Annotated in this window: 13 protein-coding genes; 10 read left to right on the top strand and 3 right to left on the bottom strand. The window is 64.9% G+C overall.

Annotation, left to right across the window (positions count from 1 at the left end; all coding sequences use genetic code 11):
* Window positions 1-22: 22 nt before the first annotated feature.
* On the bottom strand, window positions 23-5,362 hold the full coding sequence (locus ACK28C_RS09975) for an alpha-2-macroglobulin (protein WP_015557034.1): 5,340 nt from the start codon (window positions 5,360-5,362) through the stop codon (window positions 23-25).
* 276 nt (window positions 5,363-5,638) lie between these two features.
* Here ACK28C_RS09975 and rapZ point away from each other — a divergent pair, with 276 nt between their 5' ends.
* From rapZ to ACK28C_RS09925, 10 genes are all read left to right on the top strand, one after another.
* Complete coding sequence (gene rapZ / locus ACK28C_RS09970) at window positions 5,639-6,526, top strand: RNase adapter RapZ (protein WP_243440675.1); 888 nt, start codon at window positions 5,639-5,641, stop codon at window positions 6,524-6,526.
* On the top strand, window positions 6,523-7,626 hold the full coding sequence (gene yvcK, locus ACK28C_RS09965) for a gluconeogenesis factor YvcK family protein (protein ID WP_015557035.1): 1,104 nt from the start codon (window positions 6,523-6,525) through the stop codon (window positions 7,624-7,626). Before rapZ ends, yvcK begins: the two co-directional genes overlap by 4 nt.
* A gap of 13 nt (window positions 7,627-7,639) precedes the next feature.
* Window positions 7,640-8,581 (top strand): DNA-binding protein WhiA, encoded by a 942-nt coding sequence (gene whiA / locus ACK28C_RS09960; RefSeq protein WP_243440733.1) that lies wholly within the window; start codon window positions 7,640-7,642, stop codon window positions 8,579-8,581.
* Window positions 8,582-8,589: 8 nt separating this feature from the next.
* Window positions 8,590-9,774 carry a phosphoglycerate kinase gene (locus ACK28C_RS09955; RefSeq protein ID WP_208873790.1) on the top strand — a complete coding sequence of 395 codons (1,185 nt, stop codon included), beginning with the start codon at window positions 8,590-8,592 and terminating at the stop codon, window positions 9,772-9,774.
* Between the two features lie 35 nt (window positions 9,775-9,809).
* Window positions 9,810-10,589, top strand: a complete 780-nt coding sequence (gene tpiA / locus ACK28C_RS09950) for a triose-phosphate isomerase (RefSeq protein ID WP_015557037.1) — start codon at window positions 9,810-9,812, stop codon at window positions 10,587-10,589.
* A 43-nt stretch (window positions 10,590-10,632) separates the two neighbouring features.
* Entirely contained in the window at window positions 10,633-12,603 is a 1,971-nt protein-coding gene (locus tag ACK28C_RS09945) for a hypothetical protein (protein WP_015557038.1), read from the top strand.
* 123 nt (window positions 12,604-12,726) lie between these two features.
* Window positions 12,727-15,333, top strand: a complete 2,607-nt coding sequence (locus tag ACK28C_RS09940) for an adenosylcobalamin-dependent ribonucleoside-diphosphate reductase (RefSeq protein WP_243440676.1) — start codon at window positions 12,727-12,729, stop codon at window positions 15,331-15,333.
* A 109-nt stretch (window positions 15,334-15,442) separates the two neighbouring features.
* Complete coding sequence (locus tag ACK28C_RS09935) at window positions 15,443-16,525, top strand: nitronate monooxygenase family protein (protein WP_208873791.1); 1,083 nt, start codon at window positions 15,443-15,445, stop codon at window positions 16,523-16,525.
* Between the two features lie 77 nt (window positions 16,526-16,602).
* Complete coding sequence (locus ACK28C_RS09930) at window positions 16,603-17,376, top strand: MBL fold metallo-hydrolase (protein ID WP_015557040.1); 774 nt, start codon at window positions 16,603-16,605, stop codon at window positions 17,374-17,376.
* Window positions 17,377-17,394: 18 nt separating this feature from the next.
* Window positions 17,395-18,240 (top strand): methyl-accepting chemotaxis protein, encoded by an 846-nt coding sequence (locus ACK28C_RS09925; RefSeq protein WP_015557041.1) that lies wholly within the window; start codon window positions 17,395-17,397, stop codon window positions 18,238-18,240.
* 131 nt (window positions 18,241-18,371) lie between these two features.
* On the opposite strand, the gene ACK28C_RS09920 is transcribed toward ACK28C_RS09925, so the two are convergent.
* Both ACK28C_RS09920 and ACK28C_RS09915 read right to left on the bottom strand, forming a co-directional pair.
* A complete protein-coding gene (locus ACK28C_RS09920; RefSeq protein WP_208873792.1) occupies window positions 18,372-19,220 on the bottom strand; it encodes an amidohydrolase family protein in 849 nt (282 codons plus the stop codon).
* 46 nt (window positions 19,221-19,266) lie between these two features.
* Window positions 19,267-19,713 carry a regulatory protein RecX gene (locus ACK28C_RS09915; protein WP_015557042.1) on the bottom strand — a complete coding sequence of 149 codons (447 nt, stop codon included), beginning with the start codon at window positions 19,711-19,713 and terminating at the stop codon, window positions 19,267-19,269.
* Window positions 19,714-19,717: the final 4 nt, after the last annotated feature.

Genomic DNA, 19,717 nt, shown 5'->3' with positions numbered 1-19,717 from the left:
CTCCGATTGACCTCGTCCGCGCTTATTTGACGGTCAGGTCGGACTGCCCCCGCCCCGTGAAGTGCACGGCCGGATCGTACATGCCGGTCGCTGAGATCGGCGGAATGACGAAAGTCCCGCGGGTGACGGCCCGTACCTTGAAGCTGTAGGTTCGCTCCCGCTCGAGGCGATCGAAGAAGAGCAGGAGGCGATCGTCCCGGACGTCTCCGACGACGCCGTAGGACCCGGCGACATCGTCCAGGCCCGGATCCAGCCGCGGATTCTCCAGCTCAAGGCCTGCTGGGAGCAGGCAGGAAACCGCCAGGCCGCTGACGGGCAAAGAGGGCTTCAGGGTGAGGACCGCCTGCATTCGCGTGCCCTGAGGGATGGGCTGCGCGAGGTCCAGAGCCCCGCCCTTCTCGTCGTACCACGCGCACTCGACGTCTATCCCGCGCTTCTCGGCCTTGGGCTGGGACCTGGGCGTCCCCATGAGGTTCCAGGTGTAGTACCCCCTGCCCGTGCCCTGCACGTTCAAGGTGACGCGGGCGGGAAGTTCGGACGTCGCGATGGAGGAAGCGCTGCCGCTCCTGTAGGTCAGCAGGTCCTTCGTCCCGTCGGTCAGGGTCCCCTGAAGGTTCGCCTTCTCGGTGCCGACCTTCAGGTTGTAGCGCGCAAGCGCCATCAGGGCCGCTGCGTTGTCCTGGGTGCTGTACCAGCGATTTTCCTGTCCCCACTTCACAAGGGACGCCGCCAGCGCCACGGCCTCGGTGGCCTGTGGCTCGACCTCCATCCAGAGCGAGAGGAGCTGCGCCGTGTTTCGGACGTCGGATTCGAGCGTCCGCCAGCGCGCCGCCTGGGGGAGCTTCGAGTCGACGGGAGCCAGCTCCCGAAGTGCGTCGCCCCGTCCGTCGATCACGGCCTGAGCGCCAGCCAGCCAGATTCGGCCCGACGGCCACATGTTCTCCCGGTTCTCGCGCAGGTACTCGATCCAGCCCAGCGGCTTCTCTCCGTTTCGCGCAAGCACGTAGGCCGCATACGCCTTCGCCGTGAAGTCGTCTGTCTCCGCCGTGGGATAGTCCTCGGCAGGCATGGAGGCGAGGAACTGGTGCAGCCAGTTCATGGCCCCCGCCAGCATGTCCTTCGGGCAGTCCACCCCCGCCTGCTGCGCCTCCACCAGGAAGTGCGCCGCGTAGACGCTTCCCCATGCGTAGGGGTGTCCCGTTCCGGGCCACGTCTCAAAGGAACCGTCGTAGAGCTGCATCGACTGCAGCTTCGCCATGGCGGTCTCCACCCGATCGCGTACCAGCTGATCGTTGACCAGCAGCGGGTCCAGCGCCGACACGGCGTCCGGCAGCACCAGGAAGGGCCAGGACGCGGAAAGCGTCTGTTCCAGACAGCCGTAGGGGTAGTTCAGCAGGTAGGGCACCGCCCGCGTCAGGTCCACCATGGGCGTGTCCGCGAGGGACAGCGTTCCCGTGACCTTTCCGGCGAAGTCCTCCGTCGGGATGTCGATGGGGGTCGTCCCGGACTCAAAGACTCCGGAGCCCGATCGGGACACGACGGGCCAGGGGGAACGGATGGGCAGGGTGATCGTCTGCCGGTACTCCTTTTGTCCGCCTCCCTCGGTCCATGAGGTCACGACGTCCCAGCTTGCGACCCCAGGCTCCAGTGCGCTGACCTCAGTCTCCCACCGGGCCTGGGCGCCGGGCTCGACGCGAAGGGTCTTCTGGCTCTCCGCGACCTTCAGGCCGCCCTCCGCGGAGATGGAGAGCGTGACGTCCCGCACCTCGGTGGAGGCGTTGAAGACCGACAGGGGCGCGACGAAGACGTCTCCCGGCGCGGCAAAGCGCGGAAGGTTCACCTCGGTGACGACGCTGCGGGCGATCTGCACCGGCTGTTCGGCCATCCCGAAGCGATTCTGTGAGGCGACGACGGCGAAGAGACGGCCGCGTCCGCTGAACTCGGGCACGTCGAGGTCCGCCTTCACCCGTCCCTCCGCGTCGGCGGAGAGCAGACCCTGGAAGAGCGAGAGGATATTGAAGCGCTGCACGTTCGCCCCCGCTCCCGCAAGGGCCGCCATCGCCGCGCCGCCGGCGGGGTGCAGCGTCTCCGTCGCGCGGGACTCCACCGGGATCAGGAGGTCGTAGAGGTCGTATCCCTCGGAATTGAGCTTCTTAAGCCCCCAGAAGTGCTCCAACAGGTCCGGCGTCTTGTACCGGGTCAGGCCGAGGACGGCGTCGTCCACCAGCGCCAGCGCCACATCGCCCTGAACCGGCTTGCCCTCCGCGTCCTTGAGCGTCAGGCTGACCGGCAGGGTCGAGGCTGGCTCCACCCTGTCCGCCGCTTCCATGGTCACGTCCAGTTTGTACGGCGTCAGGTCCGCCTTGAGGCGCGCGACGCCGACGGCGCGGTGCGTCCCCCAGGCGGAGGCGTCCTCCTCGCTGACGGGCCGGACGAGCCATGCCGTGATCCAGCCGTTGGGGACCATGTCCTGCGTGACGGGGACCTCGACCGTGACATCGGGACCGTCCACCCTGCGGACCTGGCGGGAGATCGGGCGAGCCCCTTCGACGCTGAACAGCAAAAGGCCCTCGAAGGGGGCGGTGAGCGTCACCTTTGCCGTGTCGCCGACCCTGTAGAACTCCCGGTCCATGGAGACGCCCACTCGGTCCAGGATGGGGGAGCCACCGCGATCGGCGTACCTCGCGTCGCTGGCGTAGAAGCGCATCGCAGCCCGCGCGTTGTCGTTGGCGTCGGTCACGCGCACCAGATAGGTCCCCCACTCCCCGGGACGGAAGGAAACGGAACCAAGGCCGTCCTTCAGCGTCACCGACTTTTCATCGACGAGGGACAGCTCCTCAGAGCTCTGCCAGCGGCGGTAGCCATCCACCTCCACCATGTTGTAGTTCCACCTGACGCGGTAGAGCGAGGCGGTGAGGGAGCCGGGGTCCGTGGGTTCTTCCTGGGGATCGATGGCGGCGATCCGGAAGGTGAGGTCGCGGTTCACCGCCATCTGCTCCTCCGTTGCCGCAATGCCCAAAAGCCAGGGGGCGGGGAAGTAGGGGAGGGTGATGGAGTCGCTGACCCACCTTCCGCCATCCTCCATAACCTCCGTCCGCAGGGTCACGGCGATGGTGGAGGCTGCCTCCCAGTTGGCGTCGAGGGTCAGCGTCGAGCTGGCCCGCCCCGAGGCGTCGAGCTGCCCCTCGTCCATGTCGTTTCGTGCGCCCTCAAACTTCCTTGAGCTGTCGCCGAAGGTGTAGCCCTTCCATCGATCCTGCGTCGGCGTGAAGGGGGAGTCCTTGGCGCTCCAGAACGTCTTGTAGCGCAGTCCCGCCCCGTCGGCGCCGAAGAGCCAGCGCGCGGTGATGGCGGCCTGGAAGTCGTCCCCGTGGGTGAGCGTTTTCGAGTCCGTGCTCATCTTCACTTCGATGCGCGGCGGCGCGAAGTCCTCCACGTGGAAGTTCATGGACGCCATGGGGCTCTCCTCGCGTCCGGGGACGGATATCGCAGCCGACCAGAGCCCCGTCAGCGCGTTTGAGGGAAGTTTCAGCGTAAAGAGCGCGCTGCCCATGTCGCTCAGCGTCACCGTCTGCTGTTCCGTGCGGCGCCCAAGGGGGTCGCGCACCGTGAAGAGGACCGGGAACGGGGCGGGCGTGGAGAGGTCCGCGCCGCGGACGACGGCCTTGAAGGGGACCTCCTCCCCCGTGCGGTAGATGTCACGCGGCGCGAAGAGAATGGCGTCATACCCCTCACGGAGCCATGGGCGCCCCGCCGTGTCGAACGTCTCCTGCGAGAGCAGGCTCCGCGTGAGCTGCACGTAGGTCAGGTCCCTGCCGCTTGAGATGACGGCAAGGCGCGGTTGCTCCCCCGCGTCCGTGCCCCAGGGCTCCTGACGGTCGAAGGAGAAGATGCCCTCCGCGTCCGTCTTGCCCTGGGCGATCACCTGGTTGGCTCCGGAGTAGATGCGGACCTCCGCGTCGGCCACGGGCTGCGTGCCCGAAAGGGTGTTGACCCAGAGCATCAGCCCGTCCTCCCAAACGCGGGCGACGGCTCCGAGGTCGCTGAGGCTGAGCATCTGGTCCTCCTCGTCCCAGTACTCCGCATCCGGATCGCGCACGGAGAGCAGGAACAGCCCGCGGTCGCCGCTGGCAAGCTCGTCCACGGCCAGGCTGCGCCGCACGCGCTCGTTCAGGGGCAGGTCGAGCTTGAACTCGCGGCTGTACGTCCGCCGCGCCAGGTCCTTCGAGAAGCTGTTGTAGTCCCCGCGGATAACGTAGGGGATGTTGTTCTCATAGAGGCGCCACAGGTTCACCTGAAGCTTTTTGACGTTCACCAGCTCCAGGGGGATGAGGCCTCCGCCCATGGCGGTGAGGTAGGTCCCCGACGTGGGGATGGAGATGCTGGGCTCCAGGTCCGGCATGATGACGGCCTGCTTGAAGTCCTCCTTCAGGGCAAGCCCGCCCTCCTTGGAGGGCAGCCCCCGGCGCAGCGTCACGACGAAGCGGCTGCGCGGCTTGAAGTCCCCGCGAATCTGAAGGGCGTTCCCGCTCCAGTTGGAGTCCAGACGAAAGTCCACGGGTGGCTCGACGGCGACGAAGTCCCGGACGCTTTCCGGGTCGATGGGGAAGTTGAAGGACGCCTGAATCGCGCCCTCATCCCCACGGACCCCCTCGACGGTCAATTTGGGTTCGAGGACCACCCGGGACGTGAAGTTCTGCGCAAGGCCCAGGTCCCCCTCGCCGGAGGTCAGGCCTGCCGCGATGCGGACGGTCAGCGTCTGACGGGAGAGGCTTTGCCCCAACGGCACGCGGACCTGAACCGATCGGTTGGGAGCAGTTCCCTGGAGGGTGAAGGGGACCTTCTGCCCCTGCTCGTTCACGATCTGGAGAAAGCCCTGAAGGACCGCCGGCGCCACGGGCATGTTGAACGCGATGACGAGGCGCGCGTCGTCGCGCCCCATTATGGCCTTGACCGCGGTCGGCGTCAGAGCGTCCGTCTGGAAGGAGAAGGACCCGGCGGGGATATGCCTGCCCTTTCGGTCCGTCAGGCCCTCCCGAAGGCGCGCCGTGTAGGACGTCCCCATGCGGAGCGGCGCCAGGAGGCGCGCGGTGAAGGTGGTCTCGTTCTGCCACTTTCCCTCGGCCTGTATCGCCGGCGTCACCTCGAAGGGGAACTCCTCGACCCCCATCGCCCTGCCCACGTCCTTCTTCGCGGCGACGGCGTTCTTGAAGACCAGACGGAAGGAGACGTTGTCCGAAACCCTCCCCGTCGGGGCAAAGCTCTGCACCCCGGCCGGAAGGGCAGCCCGGCCCGGCGCCGCCCCAAGGCAGAGGCAGAGCGCCGCAAGGATCGTTGGAAACAACCACTTTTGGAATCGCATGACAGTCCTCCTTGAAAAGATTTTTTAGATGCGACAACTGAAAACAAAAAGGGCGCTGCAACGCCTCTATTATAGCGTTCGAGGGGGTTACGCCATGGGTGGTTTTTCCAGCCCCTGCAGGCCTCGCTCGAAAGGGGCCGAACGCCCCTCCCGCTCAGGGGGTTCTAGTGTAGAATAAACGGGGAGACAGGAACGGGCAGGGCGTCACCCGCCGCGGGGGAAAGCGGCGGCTGCCGCCCCTCGACCTGCAACCGCTGCAACGGAGGTGAGGACGACGTGGACGCACAGCGCAAGGGCATCAGGCAGTTCATTATCGTGACGGGCATGTCCGGAGCGGGGAAGACCATGACGATGAAGGTCCTGGAGGACTTTGGGTTCATCACGATAGACGGCCTCCCGACCGAGCTTTTACCCCAGCTCTTTCAGCTCTTCGCCCATCGGCCCTCCGCCGTCGAACGGGGGGTCGCCGTGACCCTCGACGTCCGCAACGTGGAGAACGCGGCGGACTTCACCAGGGTCGTAGACGACCTCAACGCGGTCGGGACGAGGGTGCGCATCCTCTTCCTGACGGCCTCCGACGAGGAGCTCCTGAGGCGCTACGAGAGGACCCGGCGCATCCATCCCCTGGGCAAGCACCTGTCCACCAGCGACGGCATAGCGCGGGAGCACGAATTTCTGGCCCCCGTCCTCGAACGGGCGGACATCGTGATCGACACGTCACGGATGGACCTCCCCCAACACAGGGAACGGCTGCTCCTGGAGTTCTTGAACGAGGCGGAGGAGGAGGTGTCCCTGCTCTTCAGCTCCTTCGGCTTCAAGCACGGCATCCCCCAGGACGCGGACTTTGTCCTGGACGCGCGCTGCCTCCCCAACCCCTACTACGTCCCGGAGCTCAGGCCCCTCACGGGGTCCGACCGCGCGGTCCGGGACTACCTGCGCTCCTTTCCCGAGACGAACGAGTTTCTGGAGCGCACCGGGAGCTTCCTGGACTTCGTCATCCCGCAGTACCTGAACGCGGTGCGGGGGCAGCTGCACATCGCCGTGGGCTGCACGGGAGGGCGCCACCGCTCCGTCGCCGTGACGGAGTGGCTTTACGAACGCTATGCGCAGACCTCGAGAGGCGTCAGCCTCCTCCACCGGGACCGGGGGCAGGGGACGATATGATGCTCGACTGGGCCCTGGGGTTTGCCCTGGGCATCTTCACGACCCTCTTCCTCATCGTGGCCTTCGACGTGCGGCTCTTCAGTTGGAGGGCGCGGGACGAGGACCCGTTTCGAGGCGCCATCGCCCGCAGGCTGGCGACGGGCCCCTCCGTGGTCGCCGTCGGCGGGGGGACGGGACTCTCCACCCTCCTGAAGGGCCTCAAGGCCTTCACGAGGAACATCACGGCGGTGGTGGCGGTGACGGATGAGGGGGGGAGCTCCGGACGGCTCCGCACCGAGTGGGGCGTGCTCCCGCCGGGCGACGTCCGCAACTGCATGGTGGCCCTGGCGGAGAACGACAACGCGCTGAAGCGCATCCTGGACTTCCGCTTCGACCGCGGCGACCTGGCCGGGCACAGCCTCGGCAACCTGCTCCTGCTGGCGGTCACCGAGATGTGCGGGGATTTTCGCGTGGCGGTGGAGCAGATGAACCACCTTCTGGCCATACGGGGGAAGGTGCTTCCCGTGACGACGGAGGACATCACCCTGGTGGGCCGCACAAGGGACGGAACGCGGGTGAGGGGAGAGCTTGAGGTCTCGGAGCGCGGGCGGGACCTGCAGGAGATATGGCTGGAGCCCCAGAACGCGAGCCCGCTGCCCGACGTCATGAGCGCCGTCGACGGCGCGGACGTCATCCTCCTGGGACCGGGCAGCCTCTTCACCAGCGTGATCCCCAACCTGCTGCTACCGGAGTTCGCACGGAAGCTCCGGGAGGCCCCCGCCCCCAAGGTCTACATCTGCAACCTGATGACGCAGCCCGAGGAGACGGAGGGGATGAGCGTCCTGCAGCACCTCGAATGGGTGGCTGCGGCCCTGGGCACGGTCCCGGAGTGCGTCATCGTCAACAGTGACCCCTTTCCCGACGACGTCCTCTCCGCGTATCACGAGAGGGGAGCGGACCCGCTCTACCTGGACCACCACCAACGCGAGAGGATACGCAGGATGGGCTGCATCTGCATCGAGGCACCCACCGCCCTCATCATGGACGCGCAGCTGGTGCGGCACGACCCGCAGAAGCTGGCTGCCATCGTCTTCCGCATCTGCCGCCACATGGAGGAGTAGCGCCGTGCACTCCATGATCGAGGAGCTGTGGGACGAGTGGAGCGCCTGCCCCGGCGATGAGGCGCCCCTCGTGGAGGCGGAGTGCGGGGGGCTCTTGTCGGGGCTCCTCACGGCGCGGGGCGACCGGCTCGTCCTGGGGACCGCCCGGCTGTGGCTGGCCCGCCGCCTCCTGAAGCTGTGGCGGCGGACGTCCTGGTTCGACGCGGGGTGGAACATCGCGGACTCCGTGACCCTGCCCGCGGAGAGCGGAGGGCGGGTCCGGATACGGATCCCGGTCGAGTTTCGCGGGGAGCTCCTGGCCCTGGCCGCCGGGCTCGCCGACGACGGGCTTCCCCTCTCGCCCCTGCACTGGGCCTGGCTGCGGGGCCTGTGGGGGAGCTGCGGCGGGCTCTACCTCCCGCGGGCGGGGTACTACCTCGTCCTGCGCGTTGCCCCGGACCCCGTCGCGGAGGCACTGCGGACGCTGCTCCGAAGGACGGACCTGCCCTGGCGGGAAAGGCCCTTTCGCGGCGCGCGGGAGATGCTCCTGCGTAACCAGGAGGGCATCGTCACGTTCCTGTGCAACCTGGGGCTGTCCGCCGTCTCGCTGCAGCTGGAGAACAAGGCGATCATACGCTCCATGCGGAATCAGGCCAACCGGGAGCGCAACTGCGACACGGTGAACATCGAAAGACACCTGCGCGTGGCGGCGGAACAGATGCAGCTGGCGCTTGCGGTGTCCGACGCCGGACTGCTGCCCGGCCTGCCGCCCCTCATGCGCCGGATCGTCGAGGTGCGCCTCGCCAACCCGGAGGCATCGCTCTCGGAGCTGGGGGAAAAATTATCCCCCCCAGTTACAAAAAGTACTGTAAAATATCACTGGAACCGTCTGCACGATTACGTGACCTCTCTGCCGTCCCGGACGTGGGGTTCTCCGGGGGATGGCGGCACAAAGACTTCATCGATAGGGAGCTGATGTTCGCGATGAGACTGAAGACGTTTGACCAGGGGGACGTCCGGGGCAAGAAGGTTTTGATGCGGGTGGACTTCAACGTCCCCTTCAAGGACGGGAAGGTGACGGACGACGCGAGGATCCGCGCCCATGCCGGCACCCTGAAGAAGCTCATGGACGCCGGTGCGAAGGTTGCCCTCGTGTCCCACTTCGGACGCCCCAAAGGACAGGTGAACCCCGCGTTCTCTCTCGCGCAGATCGTCCCCGACGTGGAGAAGGCCTATGGGCTGAAGGTGCGGTTCGTGGACGACTGTGTGGGGCCCAGGGTCGAGGCCGCCATGAGGGACCTCGGTGAGGGCGAGGTGGTCCTGCTGGAGAACTCCCGCTTCCACCCGGAGGAGGAGAAGGACGACCCCGCCTTCGCGGAGCTGATGGCGAAGCCCTTCGACGTGTTCGTGATGGATGCGTTCAGCGCCGCCCACCGCGCGAACGCCTCGACGGCCGGCGTCATCCCGCACCTCAAGTCCTTCGCGGGGGACCTCCTGGTGCGCGAGGGCGAGATGCTGGGCGCCGTCAGCGAAAACCCGGCGAAGCCCTACGCGCTCATCCTGGGCGGTGCCAAGGTCTCCGACAAGATCGCCGTGGTCGGCAACCTGTTGGACAAGGCCACGGTCATCCTGATCGGCGGCGGCATGGCCTACACGTTCCTCAAGGCGGAAGGGAAGGAGATCGGAAGGTCCCTCTGCGAGGAGGACCGGCTGGACTTCGCGCGCGAGACGCTGAAGAAAGCGAGGGCCATGGGCGTGAAGGTGCTTCTGCCGGTGGACAGCGTCGTCGCCTCCGGGCTGGACGCGACGGAGACGAGGACGGTCGCCAGCGACGCCATGCCCGCCGACATGATGGGGCTCGACATCGGGCCCAGGACGATCGCGGAGTTTTCCGCTGCCCTTAGGGGCGCGCGGTCCGTCCTGTGGAACGGCCCCATGGGGGTCTTTGAGAACGCGCTCTTCGCCGAGGGGACCAGGGCGATCTGCCAGGCCGTCGCAGACTGCACGGCCTCTGGCGCGGTCACGGTCATCGGGGGCGGGGACACCGCTTCGGCCGTCCGCCAGTTCGGCTTTGCCGAGAGGGTTTCCCACGTCTCGACGGGGGGCGGCGCAAGCCTCGAGTACTGCGAGGGCAAAAAACTTCCGGGCATGGCCCCCTTCGAGCTTTAGGATATTCTTTACACTTTTGCAGGGGAGGACGAACGATGAAGAAAATTTACCTCTACGGCAACTGGAAGATGAACATGACGAGGGCGGAGACGGAGGCCTTCTTCAAGGCCTTTACGGACGCCTCCGCGCCCTGGGCTTCAAGGCTGGGAAGGGAGCTCGAGGTTGCCGTCTTTCCGCCGTTCACCTCCATCTGGGCGGCCCGCGAGGCGGCGGCGCACTTGAAGACCCCGCCCATCATCGGCGCTCAGAACGTCTACTTTGAACCGCAGGGGGCCTTTACGGGCGAGGTCTCCGTCCCCATGCTGGAGGAGGCAGGGGCGACCCACGTCATCCTCGGCCACAGCGAGCGGCGCCACATCCTGGGGGAGGGTGACGACCTGATCGCCAAAAAGGTGAAGGCCTGTCTGGACGCGGGCTTGACCCCGGTGCTCTGCTACGGCGAGACCCTGGAGGAGCGCGAGGGCGGGGAGGCGTTCTCCGTCATGGAGCGCCAGCTTCGGTCCGCCCTGACCGGGCTCTCCGCGGAGGAGTGCGGGAGGATCGTCTTCGCCTACGAGCCCGTCTGGGCCATCGGCACCGGAAGGTCCGCAACCTCGGCCCAGGCCCAGGAGGTCTGCGCGTGGAGCCGCAAGCTCGTTCGGGAGATCGCCCAAAAGGGAGAGCTCGGCTGCGTCGTGCTCTACGGAGGGAGCGTCAAGGGCGCCAACGCCAAAGAGCTCCTCTCCATGGAGGACATCGACGGCGCGCTGGTCGGCGGTGCCTCCCTGAAGCCGGAGACGTTTCTGGATATCTACGGCGCGTACGCAAAGGGGTAATATCAGGGTTTCAGAAAGAATTTCAGTGAGGAGGAAAGTTTTTATGTCAAACCTGAAGAAGACGCTTTTCAAGGCTGCGCTCGTCCTCTGCCTGTCGTTGGGGCTCGCCTCATCGTCCTGGGCCGCTCAGCCCTTCGAGGCGCTGAGTGCGAGGCCGGAGAAGTCCGCCTACGCGGTGCTGAACCTGCAGGACGTGGGCTGGCTCGTGCGCTGGGCGCTCTCCCCGGAGAACCTGAAGGTCCTGGCTCCCCTCGGAGGGGAAGTGGACGAGGCTTCCATCAACGTCTTTGCCGATGTCCTGAAGAAGGTCCCGGCGAAGGGGCTCGCCGTCCTCGTGGGGACGGACGATCCGAAGGCCAAAGCCGGTTCCATTCAGGTTGCGGTGGCCTTTCCTCCGGAGCTTCAGCCTCAGCTGGACCTCGTCGCAAGCGGCAAGGCGTCGCCCGACGACCTGTCGCTGCTCCTCCTGGGGAGCAAGTCTGAAGGGTCCCCCCTGGGCGGGGTCTTTTCACAGATCGAGGCGATGGATGGCATGGTCAAGGTCAACGACGCGGTGTTCCTCGGCGCGAAGGACAACCTGCTCCTGGCCGCCTTCACCCCGGAGGACCTGAAGGACGCCCTGGCGGCTCTCGGCGACAGCGGCAAGAGGCTATCGATGAAGCGCCGCTTTGAGGCAGGGAACTTCGCCTTCCTCCACCTGGACCCCGACCTGGCGGACGCCATCGGCAAGGCCAGGGCCTCCGAAGAGGGCGACGTGACCTGGACGGAGGAGGACTCGAAGGCGCTGCGGGAGACCTTCCGCGCGCCACTGGACCTCGAGGTGGCCTTTGAGGGCTTTAAGGACCGCTTCCTCGTCTCCATGGGAGCCAACGTCGAGGAGGCCATGGCGAAGGATTACCTTGCGAATTGGGAGGGCGTCGGCCCCGTGTCGGGCGGGCGCATCCTCCCGCTGGGTGAGGGCAGCCCGCTGATCGCCGGCGGCGGCTATCTGTCGTCTCAAGCGCTGGATTCAAACCCCCGCCTGAAGGCGCTGTGGGGCAGCGCCGTCGAGGCGTTCAAAAGGATAGGCGTCACCGAGCCTGAGGCGAGGGGCCTCATGAACGGGGATTTCTCCCTGTCGGTGGGAGGAAACATCTCACTGAAGGGTCTCATTGGAATGGAGACGAAGCTTCCGGGCATCTTCATGACCCTGACCCGGAGCAACGGGGCGGCTGCGGCCTTCCTCAAAAAGCTGGAGGCCAGCGAAGTGGCGCCCGTGAACCCGGTGAAGGCGGATGGCTGGGACCAGATGCTTCAGGCCGACGCCACCAGCAGCCCGCTCCCGTTCTTCATGGGCCTCAAGGGCGAGGCGTTGACGCTGGGGCTTTGCGACCCCGCATCCTTCGCCAGGGCGTCCGCCCCCGGGGCGGCTCTTTCGGAGCTCCTGAAGAAGGATTCGATGAGCACGTTCTTCATCGACTTCGAGGGGATTCGCGCCTTCCTGGCGGACGAGAAGAACGGCATCGCCGCGGCGCTCTCCCTGTACGACCCGAACCTGGCAAAGCGTTTCAGGGACGCACTGGACGTACAGCTCTCCATCCCCTCCATCTCGCTGTGGGCACCAACCGTTGACACGAGCTTTTTGGAGTTCAGGCTCGCGGACGTCGATCCGGCGAAGGGCCTGTGGGCCAAGGCGGTGGAGCTCTATCGCTCGAGCCAAGGGCTCTCCCCGCTGGAGCAGCTGTCGATGGCGCGTCAGGTCGCGGATCAGGCGTTTCAGGAGCCCAACGCCGACACGAACGCCGCGGAGGCCCTGAAGCAGAGGCTTGAGGACGCCGCCGTCGTGCAGCAGGGGAACAAAATCTACGTCGGTACGCTGGCCGGCGACTCGCGAGAGGAGCTGCAGCAGGCCGCCGAAGGGCAGGGGCTCCTGGGATCGCCCAGCCTGGAGATCCTCCCCGATGACAAACCCTATGCGGGGCAGGAGGCCGTCTGGATCGCGCTTGATATCCCGCAGGGAAGCACCAAAAAATAAATCGGCCCCGATTGACGAAACAGACTCGGATACGCACGACGGCATCCTCCGGTCCCCCTGATCGGGGGATGCCGTTTTGACGAAGGCCCGAAGGTCTCTAAAAGCCGGGGCCATGTCCTTTGGTTGAAGAAGGGGAGTTGTGTTTTGGAGCAGTTCATCAAGGAGCATTTTGACGGCCGCATCGCCGCGGAGTGTCTGGAGACGCCCTCCGTGCCCCGCCTCTCCGAGAACGCCATGTGGCTCTTGGCTCAACGCTATTTCGTCGAGCGCTACGACGCGTTGGCGAAGGGGCTCCGCAAAGAGGCCAGCTTCGAGGAGTTTGCGCGCCGCATCTCGCGGACCATCGCAAGCGCGGAGACGCAATACCTGGACGCCGCGGCTCCGGAATCCCTGGAATGGCTCAGGACGCTTGAGAAGAACATCGCAAACGACATCCTGTCGCGCAGGTTCCTCTTCAACTCCCCCTGCCTTTTCAGCTCGGCCGCCGGCCTGACCGTAAAGCCCGAATTCGCTGAGCTCGTCTACAAACCGGCGGATCAGATGTCTTTTGAGGACTACGACCGCCTGTTCAAGGCCCGGACCAGGAACCAACAGCTGTTCGCCTGTTTTGTCATCAACATCCCGGACAGCATCGAGGGCATCTTTGAGTCCGTCAAGGACGCCAGCGTCATCAGCAAGTTCGGCGGTGGCGTCGGCAGCAACTTCGGCCACCTCAGGGAGCATGGCGCCGTTATCGGCTCCGGGACCGGCGGACAGGCCTCCGGACCCGTCTCCTTTATGGAGACCTGGAACACCATGGGAGCCGTCGTCGTCCAGGGCGGAAAGCGCCGCGCGGCCCTGATGGGAATGCTCTTTGACGATCACCCCGACATCTATCAGTTCGTGGACTGCAAGACGGAGGACGGCAAGCTCTCCTACTTCAACATCTCCGTAGCGATCTCCGACAAGCTGATGCGCGCCGCCGAGGAGGACGGGACCTTTGACCTGCACTCCCGCACGGACGGCAGCGTCGTCAGGACCGTTCGTGCGCGCGAGCTGATGGACCACATCTCCGAGAGCGCCTGGAAGCGGGGGGATCCCGGCGTCTTCTTCATCGACCGGGCGCGTCAGGACAACCTGCTGAAGATGGACCCGGACTGGGAGATCGAGTCCACGAACCCCTGCGGGGAGCAGCCGCTGCCGAACTACACCAGCTGCAACCTGGGGTCCATCAACGTGGAGCCCTTCGTCCAGGACGGCGAATTCGACTGGCGCGCCTTCGCGGATCAGGTGTTCCGGTCCATGTACTACCTGGACCTCGTCATCGACGCCTGCAGCTATCCGCTGCCGAGGATAGGGGAGAGGACCCGAAAGATCCGCCCGGTGGGCCTGGGCATCATGGGGCTGGCCGACGCCTCGATCCTGCAGGGGATCGTCTACGGCGGAAGGGAGTTCGACGACTACTGTCGGAACCTGAGCGGCGTTCTGGCGCGCTCCGCCCTGACCGCCACCGTCCAGATGGTCTCCGACGTCGGCAAGGACCCCTTCCCGGAACGGGGCCTGGTGAAGGACCTGTTCGACGCCTTTCGTGAGGAGATCGAAGGGGAGGGGCGGCTCTTCGGCGACGGCACGCTCTTCAGCGATGCGTGGTTCGAGCGCCTCTCCAGGGACGAGTACCGCGAGCTCCTCTCACACATGCGCGGCTCAGACCTCGTCCCCCTGACGTTGATCAACACGCTTGAGGAACTGCTGAACCCCATCGAGCCCCTCTCCTTCGACGACGTCAAGGCCGTCCTGAAGGGGCTGGTCCGTGGCGAGATGCGCAATAGCCGCCGCCTCTCCATCGCGCCGACGGGGTCGATCTCCATGATCCTGGACGCGAGCTCCGGGATCGAGCCCAACTTCGCCTGGTCGTGGAATCGCCGCATCGCAAAGGTCGATGGATCGGGCACCGAGGACCGCGACTTCTGGCACAAACTCCTGACGGCCGAGCAGCGCGAGGAGTATCGATCGACGGGGAAGCTGTCCAACCCGGCCTTTGTCACGGCCTACGACATCTCCACACAGCAGCACGTGAACGTCACGGGCATCTTTGCTCACGTCGTCGACAGCGGCATCAGCAAGACGGTGAACCTGCCCAACGCGGCCCAGGTGGAGGACGTGAGGCGCGTCTATCGGGACTGCTACGCCATGGGCTGCAAGGGGATCACCATCTACCGCGACGGCTCCCGCTCCTATCAGCCCATCGAGATCAAGACGGCGGAGGACGGCGCGCCTCCCCAAAAGGTGAAGGAGCGTCCGGGCCTGGTTGTCTTCGGCAAGACGATCAAGGAGAGCACGCCGTGGGGCAGCATTTACATCACGTTGAACTTCGACGGCAGCGCGCCCTTTGAGATCTTCATCAACGTGGGCAAGAGTGGGTCCGAGCTGAAGGCCATGACGGAAGCGCTTTCACGCGTCATCTCGATCGGCCTGCGATCCGGATGCCGCCTTGAGGACTTCATCGACACCTTGAGGGGGCTGTCTGGAAAGGAGTATTGGATGTTCGGCTTCGACGAGGAACACGTGGCCCGGTCCATCCCGGACGCCATCGCGCTGCTTCTGGAGAAGCTGATCGAGCGGAGCGAGCCCGCAACGGGTGGCCGGGCGTCCCGCGAGGGGGGGGCGGTCTGCCCCGAGTGCGGAGCACCCATGGAGATGATCTCCGGCTGCGCCTATTGCTTCAGCTGCGGCTACAGCCCATGCAAATGACGGAATCGTCCGTACGGCGACCGGATCGGCGAGGGCTTTGTGCTATACTGATCGGGCGCCTTGGCGGCCAGGTATCTCGTACTTTATTCGCAGAGGAGTGTTTTTTCAGGTGCATACCGATGTGCCCGTTTTGAAAATAGGAAAGTATCGACCGCGCTACCCGCTCATTCAGGGCGGGATGGGCGTTGGCATCTCCGGCGCGGGCCTTGCGGGCAGCGTTGCAAAGTGTGGTGCCGTGGGCACGATCGCAAGCGTCGGGCTGTGCCACAACTCCCCCCTTTTCAGCGTCGCAAAACACAATTACTTTGAGGCGAACGCGATCGTCATCAAGGAGACGCTGGCCAGGGCTAGAGAGCTGGCGGGCGCGGACGGCGTGCTGGCGGTAAACTGCATGGTCGCTCTGACCGACTACGACACGCAGGTGCGCGCAGCGGCCGAAGGAGGGGCGAACATCATCATCTCCGGCGCAGGCCTGCCCCTCCGCCTGCCGGATTACACGAAGGATTTTCCGGACGTTGCCCTCGTCCCCATCGTCAGTTCCGCCAAGGCCGCAAGCCTGATCGTGCGGCACTGGGAGAAGAAGTACGGCAGGACCCCAGACGCCTTCGTCGTGGAAGAGCCCGCCACGGCGGGGGGGCACCTCGGCGCCACGACCATGGAGCAGGTCTACGACCCAGTGCTTTCCCTTGGGGTCGCCGTGCCGGAGGTGGTCAAGTACGTCGCGGAGGAGATGCGCTCCGACGTTCCCGTCATCGCTGCCGGCGGCATCTGGGACCGCTCTGACCTGGAGCGGGTCTTCGCGCTGGGGGCGAAGGGCGTCCAGATGGGGACGCGCTTCGCCTGCACCGAGGAGGGGGACGCCTCGCCAAGGTTCAAACAGGCCTACATTGACGCGACGGCCGACGACGTCGTCCTGATCCACAGCCCCGCGGGGCTTCCGGGGCGCGCCATCAAAAACCCGTTCGTGGCCGGCTACCTTGAAGGACACGTGGAGAGCAAGCCCTGCATGGCCAACTGTCTGACACACTGCCGCTACCGCAAGACGCGGGAGACCTTCTGCATCGCGGCGGCTTTGGTGGACGCCTTCAACGGCGATTGGGAAAACGGGCTCTTCTTCTGCGGCAGCAACGTGACGAAAGTCCATAAACTGGAGAAGGTTCGCGACATTATCTCCGAGCTCTTCCTGGACTGACCGATACCCGATCGGAGGCAGGGGCAGGGGAAGGCCGCATCAAGTAATGGCTGTGCCGAGGATGGAGGCAGATTAAAATGCAGCAGCTGGAGTCGTTCCCTCTTTTCGAGCAAAAGGATCACCGCTTCATCATGCTGGGTTGGGAGGAGAAGGAGGACGGCATGGCCGTCCAGACCAACCAGTACGTCATAACCTCCGGAAGGGAAATCGTGCTTCTCGATCCGGGCGGAGCTCATGTGTTTCCCCGGGTTCTGGCGAACGTCGCCGAACTCGTGGACCTCAAGGCCATCAGCCACATCTTTTATTCCCATCAGGACCCCGACGTCTCATCGGGCATCACCTTGTGGCTCTCCATGGCGGAGAGGGCCATGGTGCACATCTCGGAGCTGTGGGTGCGCTTCCTTCCGCACTTCGGGATATACGACGGGCGGCGCATCGTCTCCATTCCCGATGGAGGAAAGTCCCTGACCCTGTCGGGAGGGGCGCGGCTGGTGATGGTCCCCTCGCATTTTCTCCATTCCACGGGGTGTTTTTCGCTTTACGACTCGCTTTCAAAGATACTCTTTACGGGGGATATCGGCGCGGCGCTCTTCCCCGAGGGGAAACGCTATCCCATCGTGACGGACTTCGAGGCCCACCTGCCGCTCATGGAGGGCTTCCACAAGCGCTACATGGCCTCCAACGCGGCGTGCCGCAGCTGGGTGCGTCGCGTGTCCACCCTGGACGTCGAAACGATCGCTCCCCAGCACGGAGCCGTAATCCAGGGCCGGGAGAACGTCAAAAAATTCCTCTCCTGGTTCGAAGGACTTCGGTGCGGGACGGACATCATCGACCAGATTTACGGACGCTGAGGTGAAAGGAGGCCTTCCATGACGGAACAAAAGAGCCTGGAACTGATCCACGTTCTCTCGGGGGCGTATTTCGCGGGCGTCCAGATGGACTCCTTCATGTCCCAGCTGGACGAGGTGCTCGTTTCACGGGTCCGCAAGGTGGAGGAACGGGTTCAGGACACCTCGAACCAGTTTACCAGCCTCTATGGCGTTTTGCAGGCTTTGAGAGAGGACTTCGCGTCCGGGAGCCGGGATGCGAAACAGGGCGTCGAGGCCATCAACACGATCAATGCGAACCTGATGGAGGAGATGGCGAAGTCGGGCACCAGCCTGGAGGGCATGAGCGAGACCGTTTCCAACACGCTGAACGCGACCATCAAGACCCTGGAACTGTTCCTCGAGATCGGCAAGATCTCCCACAACATTCAGCGCATCGCGAGGCAGACGCACCTTCTGGCTCTCAACGCCTCCATCGAAGCGGCCCGGGCAGGGGAGCACGGCCGGGGATTTGCGGTCGTGGCCCATAACGTTCAGGAGCTGGCCGCAGAGACCAGGACGGCGTCCGAGTCCATCGACGCCAAGGTCAGCGAGATATCCGGGGCTGTCCAGGGAACGATGGAAAACATGCGCAGCATCAATGAGCTGTTCGAGACCATTCAGCGGACGTTGTCCTCGTTCTCGGACTGCCTCTCCAACAACAAGACGACGATGGAGTCCATGGAGACGATGATCGAGGACGCCGGAGAGAAACTGAACCGGACATCCGCCGAGATGGAAGGAGCGATTGAAACCATGCACGAAGCGTCGAACAAGGTCGGCGCCATGGCCTCCACGATCTCCGCCATCGTCCAGGCACAGCAGAACCTGAAAAAGATACGGCTGTGAGTTCTGGGTCTCCTCAATTTTTTGTAACATAAGATACATTATAGGACATTATTAAAAAAACAAAAACAAAGGACCTCAACCCTCAAGGACCTCATCCCGCGGCCTCTCGAAGATCGGGAGGCCTTTTTTGGCTACTTCTTCAGGGACTGAAGCAGCCTCAGAGCGTTGGACCGGAGAAGGTGCTCCCGCTCCGCCTCGGTCAGGCCAGACGCGGCGAAGCTCTTCTCGTAGCGTTGAGAGCGCAGGATGGGAAAGTCCGTGCCGAACAGGAACTTGTCGAGGACGCCTGCGCTTTGGATCGCCTTCAGAACCGCGCCCTCGTAGAGCCATGGCAGGGCGGCCAGGTCGTACCACGCATTGGACAGGTAGAGCCGCATCTCGGGCATCAGCTCGTAGAGCCACAGCCCGCCCCCAAGGTGAGCGAAGATCGTCTTCACCTCTGGATGGTGAATGCAGAACGCCGCGGCCTCCTTCGGGCCGACGCTTCCCTTGCCCGCATACCCGTGTCCCACGGGCTCGGCCGTATGCCACAGCACGCACAGGTTCGCTTCGTGCAGGACCCCAGCCAGGCGCCATGTCTGTTCCTGGTCAGAGATATCGACGTTCTGTCCCTCGGGAAAGAGCTCCCCTACCCCGATCGCACCGGCCTCCGCGCAACGCAAAATCTCCTCCGAGGCACCGCGGGTCAGAGGCGGTACGAGGCAGAGGCCGCTCAGCTTGTCCGGGTGCCGCCGGATGCCGCTCAGGACGTAGTTGTTGCAGAGCTTGCAGAGCTCCAGGTCCTTGAAGGCAAACCCTCCGATCACAGCGCGGTCGACCCCCTCCTCCTCCATGCGGGCAAGCAGGTCGTCGATGGTCCCCCAACGGTGGACCTTGCTGTGAATCAGCCGGTCGAAGTAGGGCTCGTGCTTCGAGATCAGTTCAGCGTCGCGGATGACCTCGGGCGGATAGACGTGTACGTGAAAGTCTACGGTGCGCACTTCACTTCTTCTCCTTGTCCATAAATGTCCTATAATATTTTAACGATCACCAGGAGACGTCCCTTTCGCCTCGCGAAAGGGCGCCGACCGTGGCGGAGCTGAACCCCCTGCGGTACAAGCGCGCCAGGACCTTTCGCTCCTCCAGTCCGCTTCGTGCCCACGAGTCGGCAAGTGCCTTGGCGCGGGGCCCCTCGTCGACGTCTGCGAGCGCCGTTTCAGCGTCCTCTGCGGAGACGCCGCGACGGCGAAGCTCAAGGGCGATGCGCTTCTTCCCCCACGAGTCGTGGCCCTCCGCAAAGAGCTGTGCGTACAGGGCGTCGTCCAGAAGCGCCATCTCCAGGGCCTCCTTCACGAGCGCCTCCGCCGCATCCTCGTCCAGCCCCTTTCGCCTCAGCCGATCCCGCGCGCCGGCGACGGTGTTGGGGTGATTCAGCAGGAAACTGAAAAACCGTTCCCGTTGCTGGTCCATGGACAGGCTCTCTGTCATCTTCATCCTT

This window comes from Fretibacterium fastidiosum, assembly GCF_964642095.1.
GTDB lineage: Bacteria > Synergistota > Synergistia > Synergistales > Aminobacteriaceae > Fretibacterium > Fretibacterium fastidiosum.
Note: the sequence above shows the minus strand (reverse complement) of the source record. Positions and strands in the feature narration are given on the sequence as shown.

Excerpts from the sequence above, each read along its gene's own strand:
- ACK28C_RS09975 (WP_015557034.1), bottom strand. The coding sequence starts at position 5,362 with ATGCGATTCCAAAAGTGGTTGTTTCCAACGATCCTTGCGGCGCTCTGC.
- yvcK (WP_015557035.1), top strand. The coding sequence starts at position 6,523 with ATGATGCTCGACTGGGCCCTGGGGTTTGCCCTGGGCATCTTCACGACC.
- whiA (WP_243440733.1), top strand. The coding sequence starts at position 7,640 with ATGATCGAGGAGCTGTGGGACGAGTGGAGCGCCTGCCCCGGCGATGAG.
- ACK28C_RS09955 (WP_208873790.1), top strand. The coding sequence starts at position 8,590 with ATGAGACTGAAGACGTTTGACCAGGGGGACGTCCGGGGCAAGAAGGTT.
- tpiA (WP_015557037.1), top strand. The coding sequence starts at position 9,810 with ATGAAGAAAATTTACCTCTACGGCAACTGGAAGATGAACATGACGAGG.
- ACK28C_RS09945 (WP_015557038.1), top strand. The coding sequence starts at position 10,633 with ATGTCAAACCTGAAGAAGACGCTTTTCAAGGCTGCGCTCGTCCTCTGC.
- ACK28C_RS09930 (WP_015557040.1), top strand. The coding sequence starts at position 16,603 with ATGCAGCAGCTGGAGTCGTTCCCTCTTTTCGAGCAAAAGGATCACCGC.
- ACK28C_RS09925 (WP_015557041.1), top strand. The coding sequence starts at position 17,395 with ATGACGGAACAAAAGAGCCTGGAACTGATCCACGTTCTCTCGGGGGCG.
- ACK28C_RS09915 (WP_015557042.1), bottom strand. The coding sequence starts at position 19,713 with ATGAAGATGACAGAGAGCCTGTCCATGGACCAGCAACGGGAACGGTTT.